Origin of the sequence: Saccharibacillus endophyticus (assembly GCF_013185185.1) — a bacterium.
GTDB classification, from domain to species: domain Bacteria; phylum Bacillota; class Bacilli; order Paenibacillales; family Paenibacillaceae; genus Saccharibacillus; species Saccharibacillus endophyticus.
Genome location: NZ_JAAZWE010000002.1, coordinates 759,020 through 775,955, shown reverse-complemented (window position 1 = coordinate 775,955; position 16,936 = coordinate 759,020). Strand labels below are relative to the sequence as shown.

Here is a 16,936-nt window from a genome sequence, read left to right as displayed (position 1 = left end):
ACCTGAACCGGCCTCGCCGCGCGCGTGCGCAGGCCAAGCCGATCCAGGTTATGCCCGAAAGGTAACATCCCTGAAACATGATGAAGTTGATGTTCAAACTGTATCAAGACGGTATCGGGATGTCAAATGGCAAAGCGTTCAATCTTTGTCGCGATGACGTCTCACGCGCGCCACGTTGCCGCAGATGTCGCTGCTGCACCACTGCCTTTTGCCGTTTTTGGTGTCGTCGTAAAATACCCATTTACAAACGCTGTTGCGGCAGGTTTTCACGCGTTTGATTCGGCCTTCTGCCAAAAGCGAGGCGAAAGACAAAGCGACCTCGGACAAAAAGGCATCCCAGTTTTCTTCGGCGGGCTTGTCAGTCCATGCGTATTCGCCGCCGATTCTCGTCAATTCTTTGCGCCTCCGCGCGCGGGCGAACCAGCCGTTCAATGCTTCGAGCTGTTCGTCCGCGATCGCTTCGCCTGCTGCCTGAAGGTCCGACATTTCGCGAAGCAGGCTTCGAAGGCGCTTGAGCTGCACCAACTGCTCAAGGTCGGGTTGGAGAACGGGCGTGTTCCAATCCCGAAAAAAAGACTCTCGCCATACGGGCACGTCCAAGCGATCTTCGGATCTCGTGCCGAGATGGTCGTGCCACATCGAATTGATGACTTCGATCGCCAATATGCGTCCGCTCATTTCGTTATCCTCCTCGGTCGAAAAAAGCTTGTCTTTCGTCAGTATATCATGTAATGTTCTAAAATGATATAGAGTGTTACTTCATTCGAGAATTCGGATTCAAGCACAAGAGTCCGGTTATTTTTTTAATGTGTTGTAACGTTCTAAAATTATTTTAAACATTACATAAGACAGGGGTACTAAAAATGGAAAAAAATCGATTGCCGCGAAAGCCTTGCGCCGGATCCGGTCTGCTGCGCAACAGGGATTTCATCGTTTTCTGGTTCGGAGAAACGCTCGCGATGTTCGGCGGCCGCATCACGGCTCTCGCGATCCCGCTTGTCGCCGCGGTTACGCTGGGAGCGACGCCCTGGCAGATGGGCATGCTCAACGCGGTGCAAATCGCGCCGTACCTTGCCGTCACGCTTTTTGCAGGAGTATGGGTCGACCGCATGCGCAAACGCCGATTAATGATCGCGGCCAACCTGATTCGGGCGCTGCTGCTCGCTTGCGTTCCGGCCGCTTACGTTTCGGGAATTTTGGGCATGGGAACATTGTACGCATGCGGCTTTCTTATCGGCGCCTGCACGCTGGTGTTCGATCTTTGCTACCAGTCCTATCTACCGAGCCTCATCGAAAAAAAAGAGCTGGTCGAAGGCAACAGCAAGCTTGAAATCAGCCGCTCGGCCGCGGAGATCACCGGTCCCGGAATCGCCGGAGCCATGGTCGGGCTGCTTGCCGCCCCGTTCGCGATTCTGGTGCATTCCGGCATGCTGCTGCTGTCGGCGATCTCGATCTTCTCGATCCGTCGTCCCGAAAAATCGCCGATCGGTTCGGACGGGCGGAGACGTCCCATGTTGGCCGAGATTCGCGAAGGTTTATCGCTCGTATTTCGGAATCCGTATCTCAAAGCGATCGCTGGAGAAGCGACAACCTATAATTTTTTCAGCCAAATCACGTGGTCGGTCATGATTTTGTACGTCACCCGGAATCTCGGCATCGGCTCGGGCGCGCTAGGCTTCGTCATGAGCGCGGCAGGCATCGGCTCTTTTGCGGGTTCGTTGTTCGCCGCGCGTCTCGCGCGGCGTTTCGGGTTGGGCGCGACCGTATTCGGCGCGATGCTGATCGGGTGCGGAGCGCCGCTGTTGGTTCTTTTGACGGGAGGCCCCGTCTGGGCATCCGCCTCAATCCTGTTCGTTTCTTTTTTCCTGGGCGGATTCGGCATCGTGGTTTCCAATATCCACGTGGTCAGTTTGCGGCAGACGGTCACGCCCGAGCACCTGCTGGGTCGGATGAACGCCAGCTACCGCTTCGTCGTCACCGGAGCCGCGCCGGCCGGTTCGCTGATCGGCGGATGGATCGGACAATCGTTCGGGCTGTATCCGGCTTTGGTCGCGGGAGCGGCGGGAACGCTGCTCGCGCTGCTATGGATCGCGTTTTCCCCTATTCCGAAACTTAAAGAACTGCCGGCAATTTAGAACGGATCGTCGCATCGATTTCACAAAATGCTCAAAAAATGCTAGCGCTTTCTTGATTCAGTCCTTTATATTTAGGATTGTGAGTGAACTTCTAAATTGCAGCGGTATACAGGAAGGGAAGATTGGCTTATGAACAGTGAAGAAACGCTTCAGCTTGTCATTGTCGGATTCGGCGGAATGGGGAGTTACCACGGGCAATTGGTCGAACAAGCGGAAGGCATCGTCGTTCGCGGCGCCTATGATCCGATCGAATACCGGATGGAACTGGCGAGCACCCGGGGCTTCCGGACGTATGATAGTTTCGAAGCGGTGCTGAGCGACGAAGAAGTCGATGTCGTCTTGATCGCTACGCCGAACGACGTACATAAAGAACTGGCGATTCAAGCGCTGCAAGCCGGCAAACATGTGATCTGCGAAAAGCCGGTTACCGTTACGGGTGCGGAATTGCTGGAGATCGCGGAAGCGGCGGAAAAAGCGCAGCGTCTGTTCACCGTGCACCAGAACCGGCGTTGGGACGAAGACTTCCTGATCATCAAAGACCTGATGTCGCAGAAAAAAGTCGGCGACGTGTTCCATCTGGAATCCCGCGTGCAGGGCGCGAACGGCATTCCGGGCGACTGGCGTCAGCTTAAAGCCTACGGCGGCGGCATGCTGCTGGACTGGGGCGTGCATCTGCTCGATCAACTGCTGCTGCTCACCGACAGCAAGATCGAGAGCGTTCACGCCGATCTGAGCTATATTTTGGGAACCGAAGTCGATGACGGGTTTACGACCACGATCAAGTTCAAGGACGGGCTGACCGCCGTGATCGAAGTGGGCACGACCAACTATATCAAGCTGCCGCGCTGGTATGTCAAAGGTACCGAAGGCACCGCGGTCATCTACGACTGGGATCTGAGCGGGGAGATCGTGACGCGCAACCGCGAGGTTGCGCATGTCGAACCGACACCGATCCAGGCCGGAAAAGGACTCACCAAAACGATGGCGCCGCCTTCCGAGGAATCGACGATCCGTCGTCCGATCGAGAAGGCGGAAGACTTGTCGGACGGCTTCTATACGAATCTCGTATCGACGCTGCATGGCGCTTCCCGGCAGGCGGTGCCGAACCATGAAGTACACCGCGTATTGACGCTGATCGAAACGATTTTCGAATCGGCGGAGAAGAACGCGGTCATCGTGCGGGAGATTTAAAAACAAGATCGTCAAATTCGCGGCTCGGCCGCTTGGGAGGAACATCGTCCGATGAGAAAATATCCGCTGCAACATCTGGAACAATTGCGAACCGAAACGTCCATGCTGCCGGGGAAAAACATCGAAATCATCGTCAAGCCGAGCCCCGGCGAAGACCGCCCCGGTTATATCGATCCGGCGGAATTCGCTTTGCTGAACGAACACTGGGCGGGCGCGACGAAAAATCCGGAAGAGCAGCCTGCCGAAATGCCGCCGATCGAAGTCATGCTGCCCGCCATACGCGAAAGCATGGGCTTTCCCAACTACAATCTGAACACGGTGGAGATCCATACCCGTTACGAAGAATTGAAGGGCAGCGGCAATCGGGTGGGCCTGTGGCGGCATTACCCGAGAAAATCGTCCGGAAATGTTAAACGTCCCGCGCTGGTCTTTTTCCACGGCGGCGGTTGGATCGGCGGCAGCGTGTACACCGTAGAGAATATTTGCAGGCTGATCGCCGAACTGGCGGATGCCGTCGTGTTCAACGTCGATTATTCGCTGGCGCCGGAAAAGCCTTATCCGCACGGATTGAACGATAATTTCAACGCGGTCAAGCATGTGTACGATCACGCCGAGGCTTACGGAATCGATCCGGAACGGATCGCCGTCGGCGGAGACAGCGCGGGCGGCAATTATGCGGCGGCCGTGGCCCTGAAAGCTCGCGACGAAGGATCGCCCAAGATCGCGCTGCAAGTATTGATCTATCCGTGCGTGGTGATGGCGGACGCCGCGGCGGAAGGGTACGAATGGAAAGAAGAGCTTTTCGATATCTCGCCGGAGCACGAAAACATTCTTCGAGGCGGATTGCTGGCGCTGGGCAAGCCGAAAAAGCTGCAGGACGATCTGGTAGCCGCTTTGTACGTATCGGACGAAACCGATATTCGGAATCCCTACGTCAGTCCGATGCTGGCCGATTCGCATGCCAGACTTCCCCGGGCGCTGGTGGTGGGAGCGGAGTTCGACGGCTTGAGGGTGCAAACGGAGTTTTATGCCGAGCAGCTTGCGCAAGCAGGCGTCGAAGTGAAATGCTTGCGCTACAAAGGCATGACGCATGCTTTTATGGACAAGTTGGGTCACGCGGCGCAAGCCGAAGATTTGTGCACCGAGATCGCGGAAGCGATCAAAGATTTGTAAGCGAATACGGTTATTGCGGCGCGCGACGCCGAAACGGAGAATCCCGACGAAAGGGTTCTCCGTTTTTTTGCGCTTTATTCGATCCGATCTGATCGCGCGTCAGGTGGAAGATCGCTCGATCAACTCGAATTCCAACGTATGCAGCGCAGGCGCTTCTTGGCCTAGCCGATCAAGCAGGATAGCAAAAGCATTTTCGGCCTGCTTGTCGGACGGGTAATGCACGGTCGTCAGATCGAGCAGCCGGGCCAGATTATTGTTGTCGAAGCCCAGGATCGCAACCTCGCCCGGAACGGATACGCCTGCGCGCTTAAGTTCGGTCAGCAGTCCGGCTGCGACGTCGTCGTTGGAGCAGGCGATCGCATCCGGCTTGTCGGTCTGTTCCACCCATGAGCGCGCGATCCGTTCACCGTCCGTAATCGAGACTTTTCCGTGCAGATCCGCGAAACCGCTGTCGTCTAACCAATATTTTTTCGAAAAGTCGTCGTAGGCCCGCATGCGCTGCGGCGTGTTCAGCCCTTTTGACGAATATACGTTCATGATGCGCCGATACCCGCGGGCGTGCAGGTGCTCCAAGCCCAGCATATATCCTTGGTATTGATCCATGAACACGGAAGGAATAAGATCATTGACCAGCCGCTGCCAGGTCACGATCGGTCCGTATTTGGTATACGATTCGATGATCGGCCATTCGTTGGCGCGATGCAGGCAGACGAGCGCGTCCAACTGTTTGCTGCGCAGCATTTCCAGGGCGACCAGCTCTTTGCCGCAGTCGTTATCGGTAAGAAACAGCATGACATGAAAGCCGTGCTGCTGCGCGATAATGTTAAAAGCCTGAATGAACGGCGTTGAAGAGGTCGTATACGCTCCGCTCACGACTCCGACGATTCGGGTCATGCCTTTTTTGAGGGATGTGGCACTGGAGTTCGGCACATAGTCCAACCGACGAATGATCTCTAATACTTTTTGTCTTTTTTCTTCGTTGACGTAAGGGTGATCGTTGATCACGCGCGATACCGTCGCCGTGGACACGCCGGCCAATCGCGCGATTTCACGAATATTTGTCATGGGATTTCACCTCTCGATTAAGCATACCATACCGGGTTCATGCTCGCGTCGGGCGCTTTTTCTTCCAACAGCTTTTCTGAAACCGCTTTAAAAAAAGGGCTTGACCTGTAATGCATTACATAAATTAAGGTGAAAACATGAAGTGGATCACCGATTAAAAACTTGAATTCAGGAGGCATTCGCGATGAAAAAAGGACTGAAGATTGTGACGATCGGCGGGGGATCGAGCTATACGCCGGAATTGATCGAAGGGTTTATCAAACGGCATGCCGAGCTTCCGGTACGCGAGCTGTGGCTGGTCGATATCGAAGCGGGCAAAGAAAAGCTCGAGATCGTAGGCGAGATGGCGAAACGGATGGTCAAAGCGGCCGGCATCGACTGCGACGTGCATCTGACGCTGGATCGTCGCCATGCCCTGCAAGACGCAGACTTCGTTACGACGCAATTCCGCGTAGGCTTGCTGGACGCGCGAATCAAGGACGAGGCCATTCCGCTGAAACACGGCATGATCGGACAAGAAACGAACGGCGCGGGCGGCATGTTGAAAGCGTTCCGTACCATCCCGGTCGTGCTGGGCATCGTCGAGGACATGAAAGAACGGTGTCCGAACGCTTGGCTGATCAACTTCACGAATCCGGCAGGCATGGTGACGGAAGCCGTGCTGCGTTACGGACAATGGGAAAAAGTCATCGGTTTGTGCAACGTTCCGGTGATGGCGGTCAACACGGAATCGGCGCTGCTGCAAAAAGAAGAGAAAGACCTGTTCTTCAAATTCGCGGGCATCAACCATCTGCATTGGCACCGCGTCTACGATAAAAGCGGCGGCGAAGTGACGGCGGAGCTGATCGACAAGCTGTACGGACCGGATGCCGATCCGGGCAAAATCGTCGAAAACATTCGCGACATGCGCTTCCTGTCCGACCAAATCGCTCAACTGGGCATGCTGCCTTGCCCGTACCACCGCTACTACTACATGACCGGCAATATGCTCCAAGAGGAACTGGAAGAAGCGCAGCATGAAGGCACGCGCGGCCAAGTGGTCAAGAAGTTGGAAGAAAGCCTGTTCGAACTTTACAAAGACCCGAACCTGGATTACAAACCGAAAGAATTGGAACAGCGCGGCGGCGCTTACTACAGCGACGCGGCCTGCGAGATCATCAATTCCATCTACAACAACAAAGGCACGCAGATGGTCGTCAACACCCGCAACCGAGGCTCCGTCAGCGACCTGCCGTACGACAGCGCCGTCGAAGTCACCAGCCTGATCACCGCGCACGGAGCGGAGCCTGTCCACTTCGGCGCGTTCCCGCCCGCACAACGCGGCCTGCTTCAAGTGATGAAGGCGATGGAAGAACTGACCGTCGAAGCCGCAGTCACCGGCGACTACGCGACGGCGCTTCAGGCATTCACGTTGAATCCTCTCGTAACGAGCGGCGATGTCGCCAAGGTCGTGCTGGACGAGCTGCTGGAAGCGCATAAGACTTACTTGCCGCAGTTCTTCAGCACAGAGCTTGCTCCGGTAGGCGACTGATCGTTATCCCGTCGATTCTCGGACGAGTAGATCAGTATATGCATGAACCGAAACCTTTCCCTCATTTTTGGGAGAGGTTTTCGGTTTGTCTGATCGCCGAGCGGAAAACGCTCAAATCAACCGGGTTTTCCGAGTTCAAGCGCGCGAAACCGGAGTCCCGTTTATATGCTCAAGGCCCCAGTCTTGAAGTTGAAGAAGAATCGGGGTCAGGCTGTTTCCTTTTTCCGTCAGCGAGTACTCGACCCTTGGCGGCATTTCCGCGTAAGCGGTCCGATTTACGAGTCCGTCGGCTTCCAACTCGCGCAGCTGCCGGGTCAAGGTTCGTTGGGTAACGTTTCCGAGCGATCGTTGCAGTTCGTTGAAGCGAACCGTATCTTGACGCAGCAGCCGATATAAAATCAGGATCTTCCACTTGCCTCCGATCAGATTGACGGCAACTTCTACAGGGCAGACGCCGCACGATTCGGGAGGCAGCAGCTTTATCGTGTTCATCGCATTCAGTCCTTTCCTCGCGTTTTAGTATCCCGAAGGATACCTGATATCTTCAAAGTGCGTACTTACATAAAGTTTTAGAGTTTCCTATGATAAGTTCAACGCTCGAGAAGGCAGCGAGCGAATTTCGAATCAGGATAAGGGGCATGAATCATATGGAACGAGTTTTAGTATACGGAGCATCCGGCGTTCAAGGCGGAGCGGTGGCGCGTTTGTTGATCGAACAAGGATTCGGAGTAAGAACGGTAACGCGCAGCGAGCAAAAAGCCGAGGCTTTGCGTCAGCAGGGAATCGAAGCTTTTGTCGGCAATATGGATAATCCGGACGCGCTGGTCGAAGCTCATGTCGGCGTAGACAAAGTTTTTCTGAACCTGCCGATCGAATTCGATCTTTCCAATCTGTCGACTTACGCGGCAAACACGGTCGAAGCGGCCAAACGTGCAGGCGTCAAACTGATCGTCGTCAATAGCAACGGCTTTTTGCCGGAAGAACCATCAGGCTTTGAGAGTCTGGATATCAAACTGCAAATGATCGAGCAGGTCAAGGCAAGCGGTATTCCTTGGATCGTCGTTAAGCCTACTTTGTACCTGGAAAATCTGCTGATTCCGGGAGTGGTCGGTCAAGAAGCGTTGGCTTATCCGATCCCCGCCGACAAGCCGATCGCTTGGATCAGCTCCGAAGACGCCGCGCAATACCATGCGTACGCGTTAAGCCATGCCGAGCTGGCGGGTCGAACGCTGCACGCGAGCGGCGGCGAAGCATTGACGGGCATCGAATTGGCAGCGCGTTTCAGTGAAGCGTTGGGACGCAAGATCACTTTCCTTTCGCTGCCTTACGAGCATTTCGAAGCCGGGTTATCTGCCGTGATGGGCGTGGAAACGGCAGCGGGCGTAACCGGATTTTACCGCTGGATCGGCTCCGAAATCGACAGTTTGGTGCTTAAAAATGAAGACGATCGCGCTACCCGCTCTTTGTTGAAATTGACTCCCGTTGCGGATTGGATTCGCAAACCGGACATTTTGCCCGCATTCAACGGTTAAGTCGACGTTCACGAATGGCGAACAAGGTTAAGCAGCAAAGGCACGTCGCGGGTGGAACCTACGGTTATAATCGTTTTTCCGGCTTCGTCGGCGAACTTTTGCAGCTTTTCAGCCAAGTCCGACCTTGTAACGATCACGTCCGCCGCACCGATCGCCCGAATAGCGTCTTCTTCCGATAACGAGGAGATATCCAAGCTTTGAACGTCGGCGGAAGTCAATCGTTTGATTTCGTCCAGATAGAAGATGCAAGAGCTGTCTTTGCACTCGATAAACAGGTAGCGAGGCTTGCGTTGTTGACGTTCGCCGAACAGCTGCACATACGCGAAGCCCGAAAGCAGAAGATCGTCCAGCGCGAGATTCTCTTTTCGGGCTTCTTCGATCATTTTTTCCGTGAAAGCGAAATGGGGATGATCCATTTTGAACCGTTCGATCTGACGCTCGTCGGCCACCCGTGTTCCGCGTCCTTTTTGCATAAGCAGCAATCCGTCTTCTTTTAATTGGGCGTATACGCTCTGGATCGTATTTCGGTTGATGGATAACTGGTCGGCCAATTGATTGGTGGAAGGAAGAGGATCGCCCGGTTTAAGCAGTTCTTTTCCGATCAACCATTTGATTTGTTCTTTGATTTGGACATGAATAGGGAGCGGGGAACGCGTATCGACATTGAATAATGCACCCGAATTTTCCATGCGGTACAACCTACTTTCTTGATTGCCTATTGATTTAGATAACCTAAGCTTAAAAAAGAACACGTTAAAAATCAAGCCTCCCTTGACAAGCCGGATAAAACTGATTATTCTTTATGTATAAATGATTGTTTAACTAGTTAATTGAATTTTGGTTAGCGGTTATAAGGAGTATCGGAATAAGGCCTATGCAGGAATTGACTACAATCAACGAAGTCGATACGTTCGTCGAAGGTTCGGGTTTAAGCTTTTTGTACGTATCGACGCCGAATTGCAGTACTTGCCATGCGCTGCTGCCGAAACTTCGGGAACTGCTGAACGGTTATCCTTCGATCCGCTTCGGGCATGTCGACGCGACCAAAGTCGAAGAAGTCGCGGAACGGTTTCTGATTTTGGCCGCTCCGATCATGCTTCTGTTGATCGACGGCCAAGAGTTTTTGCGGGAAGACCGCTTTGTGCGCTTCGGTCTTTTGCAAGAAAAGCTGGATCGCATCGTTGAACATTATTCTTAAGTCCAATCACTTAAACACCCCATAGGAGGAATAGAACATGGCAGTTACGCATACGTCCGATCAGACTTTCATGAACGATATTCAAAACGGCTTGACCCTGGTCGATTTCTGGGCACCGTGGTGCGGCCCTTGCCGCACGATCGCTCCGATTCTCGACGAACTGGACGGCGAGCTCGCAGGTTCCGCCAAAATCGCCAAGCTGAACGTCGACGAGAACCCTCAAATTTCCGACGCGGTCGGCGTGAAAAGCATTCCGACGCTCGTGCTGTTCAAAGACGGCCAACCTGTTGAAGGCGTGGTCGGCGTGCAGAGCAAAGCAGCGTTGAAGCAGCTGATCGAGAAGCATCGGTGAAGCTTTTCGATCGCATAAGAAACCGATAGGCGCTGACGAAAAAAGCCCAGACCGTTGTCTGGGCTTTTTTTCGTCAGCGGTTCTCGGATATCGATACGCTCCAATTGCATGAATGAATCGAACTCCTTTCGCGGCGAAACCATTTGAGGTTAAAGCGTTTCGCGAGATTCTGTACCGCTTCGTTCATCTTATCTACAATTATAAGGGTAGACAAACTTTTGAAGAGGTGAACGGAATGACGACAGGTTTAATTTTGATCGATATTCAAAACGATTATTTTCCGAACGGAAAAATGGAATTGAGTCAACCCAAGCAAGCGGCGGCCAATGCAGCCGAAGTTTTGGAACGGTTCAGAACCGACCGGAAAGATTTGATTTTCCACGTTCAGCACATCGCTGCAGACCCGGCTCAAGGATTTTTCTTGCCGAATACCGAAGGAGCCGAAATCAACGAATCCGTCAAGCCGGCGGAAGGCGAAAGTCTTACCGTCAAGCATTTCCCCAATAGCTTTTTGCAGACCGATTTGGAAAACAAACTGAAAGAAAAAGGCGTAACGGAACTTGTGATCGTCGGTATGATGACGCATATGTGCATCGATGCCACGGTTCGCGCGGCAGCCGATCTGGGCTATTCGACGACATTGATCGAAGACGCTTGCGCAACGAGAGAATTGTCGTATCGGGGGCGGACCGTTTCCGCTCAGCATGTTCACGATTCGTTTATCGGCGCGCTTGAAGGCGCGTATGCACGCGTCATTTCCACGAAGGATTTCCTCAATTAACAAGCAGGCATCAAACGGCGATCGAGTTTCGGCTTTTGGCCGAGACTCGGTCTTTTTTGACGATATCTTAAAATAACCGCTTCGAAGCTGCCGCGTCAATCGCTATCCGTGCATGGACAAAGCCGAATGCGAGTGCTGTAAATGCGATAATAAAGTTTTGCGAAACGAGGAGATTCTTATGACAATAAATTTTAAAAAAGTCGATCATCAAAATAAAGACGAGATAAAAAAGATTTATACGGACTCGTTCCCTTTAGACGAAATGTTCCCGTACGACCTGTTGATCGAACTCAGCAATGATACGGATCATTTGTTTTTTGCCTTATACGAGGACGAAGCATTGATCGGAATGAACTATCTGATTCTCGAAAAGGATTTGCTCTACGTTTTATATTTGGCAATCGGTAAAAACAATCAAAGCAAGGGTTACGGGAAATCGGTCATTCAAGAAATCCTGCGAAAATATCCTCAAAAACGAATTTTTCTCAATATCGAAGAGGTCGATTCCAAATATGAAAACTACAATCAACGCGCGAAGCGGAAATCTTTTTATCAATCTTTAGGTTTCATTTCCCAGAACTATCTGTATGTAAGCGGGAAAGGAGTGTCCTTTGAAACGATGGCGGTCAACGGTTCCGTTTCTCGCGAGGAAGTAGGCGAATTGTTCGATTATTTCAAAACATTGGATTAAGGCGTTCGCGCAAAGGCATAAATTTGACATCGCTTTCCCCATCCTGCAAGGTTAATACATAACCAGCAAGACATTCCGCCGAAGGAGGACGTCAAGCATGTGGGGTAAACGAACGGGGCACGAAAAAGAAGGCCGCCGAATCACGGTTCAATACGAGGGCGGCGAAGGTCGGATCGAGGTCATCAACCCTTGGGTCATCCATGTATTCGCGCCGCTGCATACGCAGGAGCCGGAATCGCGGGCGGTCGAGCAGCCGAATCCGGCATTCGAGGCATGCGATTACCGGGTCAGCGAACGCGAAGGGCAGTTGGAGATTTCGACGGAAAAGTTGACGGTGCGCGTATACGATCATTTTTACGTGGATATTTACGATGCTGCGGGAACGCCGCTTTGTTTGGATTACCGGGGCGGCCGGGATCCGTTCCTGCGTCGCGGCAACGTGAGCATCGCCGAGGGCGAAGGTCATGAAGCCATGCGCACGAGCGGCCATCATAAGATCGAAGTGCTCAAAGCGATGGAAGGCGAAGAAAAGTTCTACGGGCTAGGCGACAAAACGGGTCCGCTGAACAAACGGGGCTACGAATACGAAATGTGGAACACGGACGATCCGTCGCCGCATGTCGAGAGCCATAAAGCGCTGTACAAAAGCATCCCGTTTTTCATCACGTTGAAGGAGCGGGCGGCGTACGGACTCTTTTTCGATAACCCGTTCAAAACGTTTTTCGATCTCGGCAAAGAAAACTCGGCGTATTACTATTTCGGCGCCGACGACGGCAATTTGGACTATTATTTCATTCACGGCCCGAGCGTAAAAGACGTGGTGACGCGCTATACCGCGCTGACCGGACGCACGCCGCTGCCGCAGCTCTGGACGCTCGGCGCGCATCAGTCCAGGTGGTCGTACGCGCCGGAGTCGAGAGTGCTCGAAGTCGCGGAAAAATTCCGGGAACACGATCTGCCGCTGGACGCGATCCATCTCGATATCGACTACATGGACGGGTATCGCGTGTTTACGTGGGACAACGAACGCTTCCCGGATCCGGCCGCGCTTGCGGCAAGATTGCGCGATATGGGCATCAAGCTGGTGACGATCATCGATCCCGGCGTGAAAAAGGACAAAGGCTATTCGATTTACGACGAAGGTTTGGAAAAAGGCTATTACGCGACCGACAAAGACGGCGTAACCTACGTGAATACGGTGTGGCCGGGCGACTCGGTTTACCCGGACTTTTCCGACGAGCCGGTGCGCAAATGGTGGGCGGACAACCAGAAGATCATGTTGGACGCCGGCGTAGCGGGAATCTGGAACGATATGAACGAACCGGCGAGCTTCACGGGGCCGCTGCCGGATAACGTACGGTTCAAAAACGACGGCCGCCCGACCGACCACCGCGAAATTCATAACGTTTACGGCCATCTGATGTCCCAATCCACCTTCGACGGACTTTTGGAGGCGACGGGGAAGCGGCCTTTCGTCATCACCAGAGCGGCTTACGCGGGAACGCAAAAGTATTCCACGGTATGGACCGGCGATAACCAAAGCTTCTGGGAGCATCTGCGCATGTCGATCCCTCAACTGATGAATCTGGGCCTCAGCGGGTTTGCGTTCAGCGGCTGCGACGTCGGCGGTTTCTCGCACGACTGCACGCCGGAGCTGTTGGTGCGTTGGGTGCAGGTCGGCGCGTTCAGCCCGTTGTTCCGCAACCATACGGCAATCGGCACGCGCGATCAAGAACCGTGGGCTTACGACGACGAGACGCTGGATGCGTATCGCCAAGCGATGAAGCTGCGTTATCGGCTGCTGCCGTATCTGTATGATTTGATGCGCGAAGCGGAGAAAACGGGGCTTGCGCCTTTGCGTCCGCTGGTGTTGGAGTATCCGCAAGATCCGAAAGTCCGCGAGATCGACGATCAGTTCTTGTTCGGCAGCCGACTGCTGGTCGCGCCCGTCGTGGAACAAGGAAAACGGCATCGTTCGGTCTATTTGCCTGAAGGCGTCTGGTTCGATGACCGTACCGGAGAGCGTTTGGAAGGCGGTCGGGCCGTTCTGGCCGAAGCGCCGCTGGACGTCTGCCCGATCTACGTGCGTGCGGGCACGCTGCTGCCGGCTTATCCGGACCGACGTTATGTAGGGGAGCGAAAAGTCGACGAGCTGCTGCTCTACGCCTATCCGGGAAACGGCGAATACACCCATTTCGAAGACGACGGGGAAAGTTACGCGTACCGGGACGGCGGATACAACGAATTCCGGTTTGCGCAGGAAGAGAAGGACGGCGGTCTTGTGCTCAGTTTGGAAAAAGTTCACGCCGGCTATACGGAAGGCTACAGTTCGATTCGGGTTGCCGTGCACGGCGTCGTCGCTTCATCGGTTATTTTGGACGGGCAGTCGATCGAGTTCGAAACCGAGGACGGCAATACGTCATTCAACCTATCGGCGAGCGGCGGAGAGGTTCGATTGAACGTCTAGCCGGCTCGCGGAAAGCGCTATTGAGTCGATGATCAACGCATGCATTTCTTTTTGCGATGATGAATATGGCCGCTCTCTCGGTTTCAGCAGCAGACAAAACGGGGAAATGGATGACGGATGGCGCAGAACGCTTGTGTGCCTGAATCATTCCATATACCGGAGGTGCCGACCATGGCGAAGATTGCAGTGGAACAACCGTTTGCAGACGTGAAAGAAGCGCTTGAGGAAAAAGGATACGAAGTACAGCTGTTCGAGAGCGACGAAAACATCAGCGGATTCGATCTCGGTGTAGTGCGTGCGTTGAACGACGGCAATACCGATCAATTCGATTTTCCGGTGATCAGCATTGAAGGACTCTCGATCAACGATGTGGTAGCGCGCGTCGAGCAGAGCCTGAGCGGCGTATAATAATCGACTTGTAACACGCATCGCAAAAAGTCGGGAGCATCGAAGCATGCATTCCCGTATATAAAGCTCCGTGGCAGAACGGTTCCGGCTTATCCGGACCGCCCGCTGCGGAGCTTTTTGTACATAAAAATCGCGCAGGTTGAAAAGATGGGGATGTTCGTATTTTGTTCCTGCGGGTTTAGGCTATATAATAGAAGAAAGTGTAAACGAACGACCTGACTACACAGAATGACCTAACTACAATGAAAGACCTAACTACAATCGCTTAGCGCGGGTTCGTCTTTTCTTCTTGCCCGGAGGGGTCGAAGATAAGGGGAACCGTATGGAGGAACGAATGAAAACGATCAAAGAATTTATCGAAGGCGACGATATTACGGGATTCTACCTGTTGAAGTCGGCAGATTTGAAGCAAACGAACTCTACGCCGCCGAAAGATTATTTCGATCTTGTGCTTGCGGATGCGAGCGGCGAGATTCCGGCGAAAATGTGGGATGTCAGCACGACGGACAAAGAAACGTTCTTCGCGCCGATGCTGGTTAAAGTGCGCGGAATCGTGCAAAAATACAGGGAAAAGCCGCAGTTTAAAGTCACCAAGCTGCGCGCGGCCGATCCGGACGACGGATACACGCTGACCGACTTTATCCGCTCCGCTCCGGTGCCGCCGAACGACTTGGTGTATACGATCAAAACAACGGCAGCGGGAATCGCGGATACGGACCTGCGCCGCATCGTCGATTACTGCATCGAGAAAGTCGGCGACAAGCTGATGCATTATCCGGCGGCAAAAGGGATGCATCATGCGTTTTATGCAGGCTTGGCGTATCATACGGTACGTATGTTGGAATTGGCCGAGTTCATCTGCAAACAGCGTCCGTTCCTGAACCGGGACATGCTGCTGGCGGGGATTATTTTGCATGATATCGCCAAAACGGAAGAAATGACCGCCGAGCTCGGCGTCGTGTCCGAATATAGCTTTACCGGCAAACTGATCGGGCATTTGGCCTTGGCTTCGACGTGGATCACGGAAGCGGCGATCAAGCTGGAACTTGATCCGGCGTCGGAAAAAGTCATCTTGATGCAGCATTTGGTACTGGCGCATCATAACAAAGGCGAGTGGGGCAGCCCCGTGCAGCCGCAGACGGCCGAAGCGATCGCGCTGCATTATATCGACCAGTTGGATGCCAAACTTCAAGCTGCCGAGGATGCGCTCGATATGATGCCGGACAACGAAGAGTGGACGATTCCGCTGCGCGTGCTGGAAGGCAAAGCGCTTTATCGCGGACCGAAAGATCAAGAGTAAAAATTGAAAAAGCAGTCTTTCACGACGAAGAAATCGTTGGCGGAAAGGCTGCTTTTTTGATTTTTTAAAAGGGAGTTGACAAAATGGATCTAATGTAACTATAATGGTTACAAATGAACGATGCGATCGGATCACCGGCTTTCGCTAACGCCGGCCGGTGCAAGGCGCATCCCAATCCCAAACCAATGGAGGTTTTATATCATGAAAATCGCAGTAATCGGCGCAACCGGCAAAGTAGGAAGCTTGATCGTGAAAGAAGCGAAAGAACGCGGCCACGAAGTCACGGCATTCGTCCGCAACGCGTCCAAGTTCAACGAAGAAGGCGTGCAGGCCGTGCAAAAAGACGTACTGAGCCTGACGGCCGAAGACGTAAAAGGCTTCGACGCCGTGGTGAACGCGATCAGCATGCCTCCGGGCCAAGAATCCGGTCACGTGGAAGCCGGACGCACGCTGATCGAAGCCTTCAAAGGCGCTCCCGAATCCCGTCTGATCGTCGTCGGCGGCGCGGGCAGCCTGTTCGTGGACGAAGCGCAAACGACGCGCCTGGTCGATACGCCGGACTTCCCGGATCTTTACAAGCCGACAGCTTCCAATCAGACGCAAAACCTGAAAGACCTTCAAGCGTCCGAAGGCATCAAATGGACCTTCCTGAGCCCGGCCGCTTTCTTCGACGCCGACGGCAAAAAAACCGGCACCTACCAAGCCGCAGGCGAAGTGCTGAGCGTCAATGCCGCAGGCGACAGCTACATCAGCTACCCGGACTACGCGATCGCGATCGTCGACGAGATCGAAAACGGTAAACACGTGAACGCGCGCTTCAGCGTCGTGGGCGAAAAAGCCTAAGCTCCGGGTAGGGCGATTGACAGCTGGGGGCGCTCCGGAGGGAATTCGTTTCGGTCGCGTGTTGAAATTGGGAAGCTGATTGGAATTTTATAAGGAGGCTTCCCAATTTCAAAGGCGAACTATAGCCTATGCTTCCGAAGTGCCTTTTCTTCGAAAAGACTGTAGCTCCTGCACTGAATTCCCTCCTCCGCTGGCGCTGTCAAAACGGCTGCGCCTTTTTTGAAAATAATATAAACGATAAAGGCCCGACGCGATCTCTAACCAGATCG

General features: G+C 53.6%; 17 protein-coding genes. 13 read left to right on the top strand and 4 right to left on the bottom strand.

The window, feature by feature from the left end:
- Positions 1-138: 138 nt before the first annotated feature.
- On the bottom strand, positions 139-678 hold the full coding sequence (locus tag HRQ63_RS09385; RefSeq protein ID WP_172242328.1) for a CGNR zinc finger domain-containing protein: 540 nt from the start codon (positions 676-678) through the stop codon (positions 139-141).
- Positions 679-863: 185 nt separating this feature from the next.
- Between HRQ63_RS09385 and HRQ63_RS09380 the strand changes: the two genes are divergently transcribed.
- From HRQ63_RS09380 to HRQ63_RS09370, 3 genes are all read left to right on the top strand, one after another.
- Entirely contained in the window at positions 864-2,135 is a 1,272-nt protein-coding gene (locus tag HRQ63_RS09380; protein ID WP_172242325.1) for an MFS transporter, read from the top strand.
- A gap of 129 nt (positions 2,136-2,264) precedes the next feature.
- The gene (locus tag HRQ63_RS09375) at positions 2,265-3,326 is read left to right on the top strand and encodes a Gfo/Idh/MocA family protein (RefSeq protein WP_172242322.1); all 1,062 of its coding nucleotides are present in this window, start codon (positions 2,265-2,267) and stop codon (positions 3,324-3,326) included.
- A gap of 51 nt (positions 3,327-3,377) precedes the next feature.
- On the top strand, positions 3,378-4,499 hold the full coding sequence (locus HRQ63_RS09370) for an alpha/beta hydrolase (RefSeq protein ID WP_172242319.1): 1,122 nt from the start codon (positions 3,378-3,380) through the stop codon (positions 4,497-4,499).
- A gap of 99 nt (positions 4,500-4,598) precedes the next feature.
- On the opposite strand, the gene HRQ63_RS09365 is transcribed toward HRQ63_RS09370, so the two are convergent.
- Positions 4,599-5,564, bottom strand: a complete 966-nt coding sequence (locus HRQ63_RS09365) for a LacI family DNA-binding transcriptional regulator (RefSeq protein WP_172242316.1) — start codon at positions 5,562-5,564, stop codon at positions 4,599-4,601.
- Between the two features lie 184 nt (positions 5,565-5,748).
- Between HRQ63_RS09365 and HRQ63_RS09360 the strand changes: the two genes are divergently transcribed.
- Positions 5,749-7,095, top strand: a complete 1,347-nt coding sequence (locus HRQ63_RS09360) for a 6-phospho-beta-glucosidase (RefSeq protein WP_172242313.1) — start codon at positions 5,749-5,751, stop codon at positions 7,093-7,095.
- Between the two features lie 135 nt (positions 7,096-7,230).
- On the opposite strand, the gene HRQ63_RS09355 is transcribed toward HRQ63_RS09360, so the two are convergent.
- Positions 7,231-7,587: a winged helix-turn-helix transcriptional regulator gene (locus HRQ63_RS09355; protein ID WP_172242310.1), complete on the bottom strand. Its 357-nt coding sequence runs from the start codon at positions 7,585-7,587 to the stop codon at positions 7,231-7,233.
- A gap of 155 nt (positions 7,588-7,742) precedes the next feature.
- On the opposite strand from HRQ63_RS09355, the gene HRQ63_RS09350 reads away from it, so the two are divergent.
- Positions 7,743-8,627, top strand: a complete 885-nt coding sequence (locus tag HRQ63_RS09350) for an SDR family oxidoreductase (protein ID WP_229714117.1) — start codon at positions 7,743-7,745, stop codon at positions 8,625-8,627.
- 8 nt (positions 8,628-8,635) lie between these two features.
- On the opposite strand, the gene HRQ63_RS09345 is transcribed toward HRQ63_RS09350, so the two are convergent.
- Positions 8,636-9,316, bottom strand: a complete 681-nt coding sequence (locus HRQ63_RS09345) for a GntR family transcriptional regulator (protein WP_172242304.1) — start codon at positions 9,314-9,316, stop codon at positions 8,636-8,638.
- Positions 9,317-9,501: 185 nt separating this feature from the next.
- Between HRQ63_RS09345 and HRQ63_RS09340 the strand changes: the two genes are divergently transcribed.
- The 8 genes from HRQ63_RS09340 (at position 9,502) to HRQ63_RS09305 (ending at position 16,667) form a co-directional block, all read left to right on the top strand.
- Positions 9,502-9,825: a thioredoxin family protein gene (locus HRQ63_RS09340; RefSeq protein ID WP_216673877.1), complete on the top strand. Its 324-nt coding sequence runs from the start codon at positions 9,502-9,504 to the stop codon at positions 9,823-9,825.
- 37 nt (positions 9,826-9,862) lie between these two features.
- Positions 9,863-10,177, top strand: coding sequence for a thioredoxin (gene trxA, locus HRQ63_RS09335; protein ID WP_172242301.1), 315 nt, complete (start codon positions 9,863-9,865; stop codon positions 10,175-10,177).
- A 235-nt stretch (positions 10,178-10,412) separates the two neighbouring features.
- Positions 10,413-10,958 carry a cysteine hydrolase family protein gene (locus HRQ63_RS09330; protein ID WP_172242298.1) on the top strand — a complete coding sequence of 182 codons (546 nt, stop codon included), beginning with the start codon at positions 10,413-10,415 and terminating at the stop codon, positions 10,956-10,958.
- Positions 10,959-11,136: 178 nt separating this feature from the next.
- Positions 11,137-11,649, top strand: coding sequence for a GNAT family N-acetyltransferase (locus HRQ63_RS09325; protein WP_172242295.1), 513 nt, complete (start codon positions 11,137-11,139; stop codon positions 11,647-11,649).
- A gap of 97 nt (positions 11,650-11,746) precedes the next feature.
- Complete coding sequence (locus HRQ63_RS09320) at positions 11,747-14,116, top strand: glycoside hydrolase family 31 protein (protein ID WP_172242292.1); 2,370 nt, start codon at positions 11,747-11,749, stop codon at positions 14,114-14,116.
- Between the two features lie 171 nt (positions 14,117-14,287).
- On the top strand, positions 14,288-14,524 hold the full coding sequence (locus HRQ63_RS09315; RefSeq protein ID WP_172242290.1) for a YkuS family protein: 237 nt from the start codon (positions 14,288-14,290) through the stop codon (positions 14,522-14,524).
- A gap of 334 nt (positions 14,525-14,858) precedes the next feature.
- A complete protein-coding gene (locus HRQ63_RS09310) occupies positions 14,859-15,824 on the top strand; it encodes a 3'-5' exoribonuclease YhaM family protein (protein ID WP_172242287.1) in 966 nt (321 codons plus the stop codon).
- Between the two features lie 201 nt (positions 15,825-16,025).
- Positions 16,026-16,667 (top strand): NAD(P)-dependent oxidoreductase, encoded by a 642-nt coding sequence (locus HRQ63_RS09305; RefSeq protein ID WP_172242284.1) that lies wholly within the window; start codon positions 16,026-16,028, stop codon positions 16,665-16,667.
- Positions 16,668-16,936: the final 269 nt, after the last annotated feature.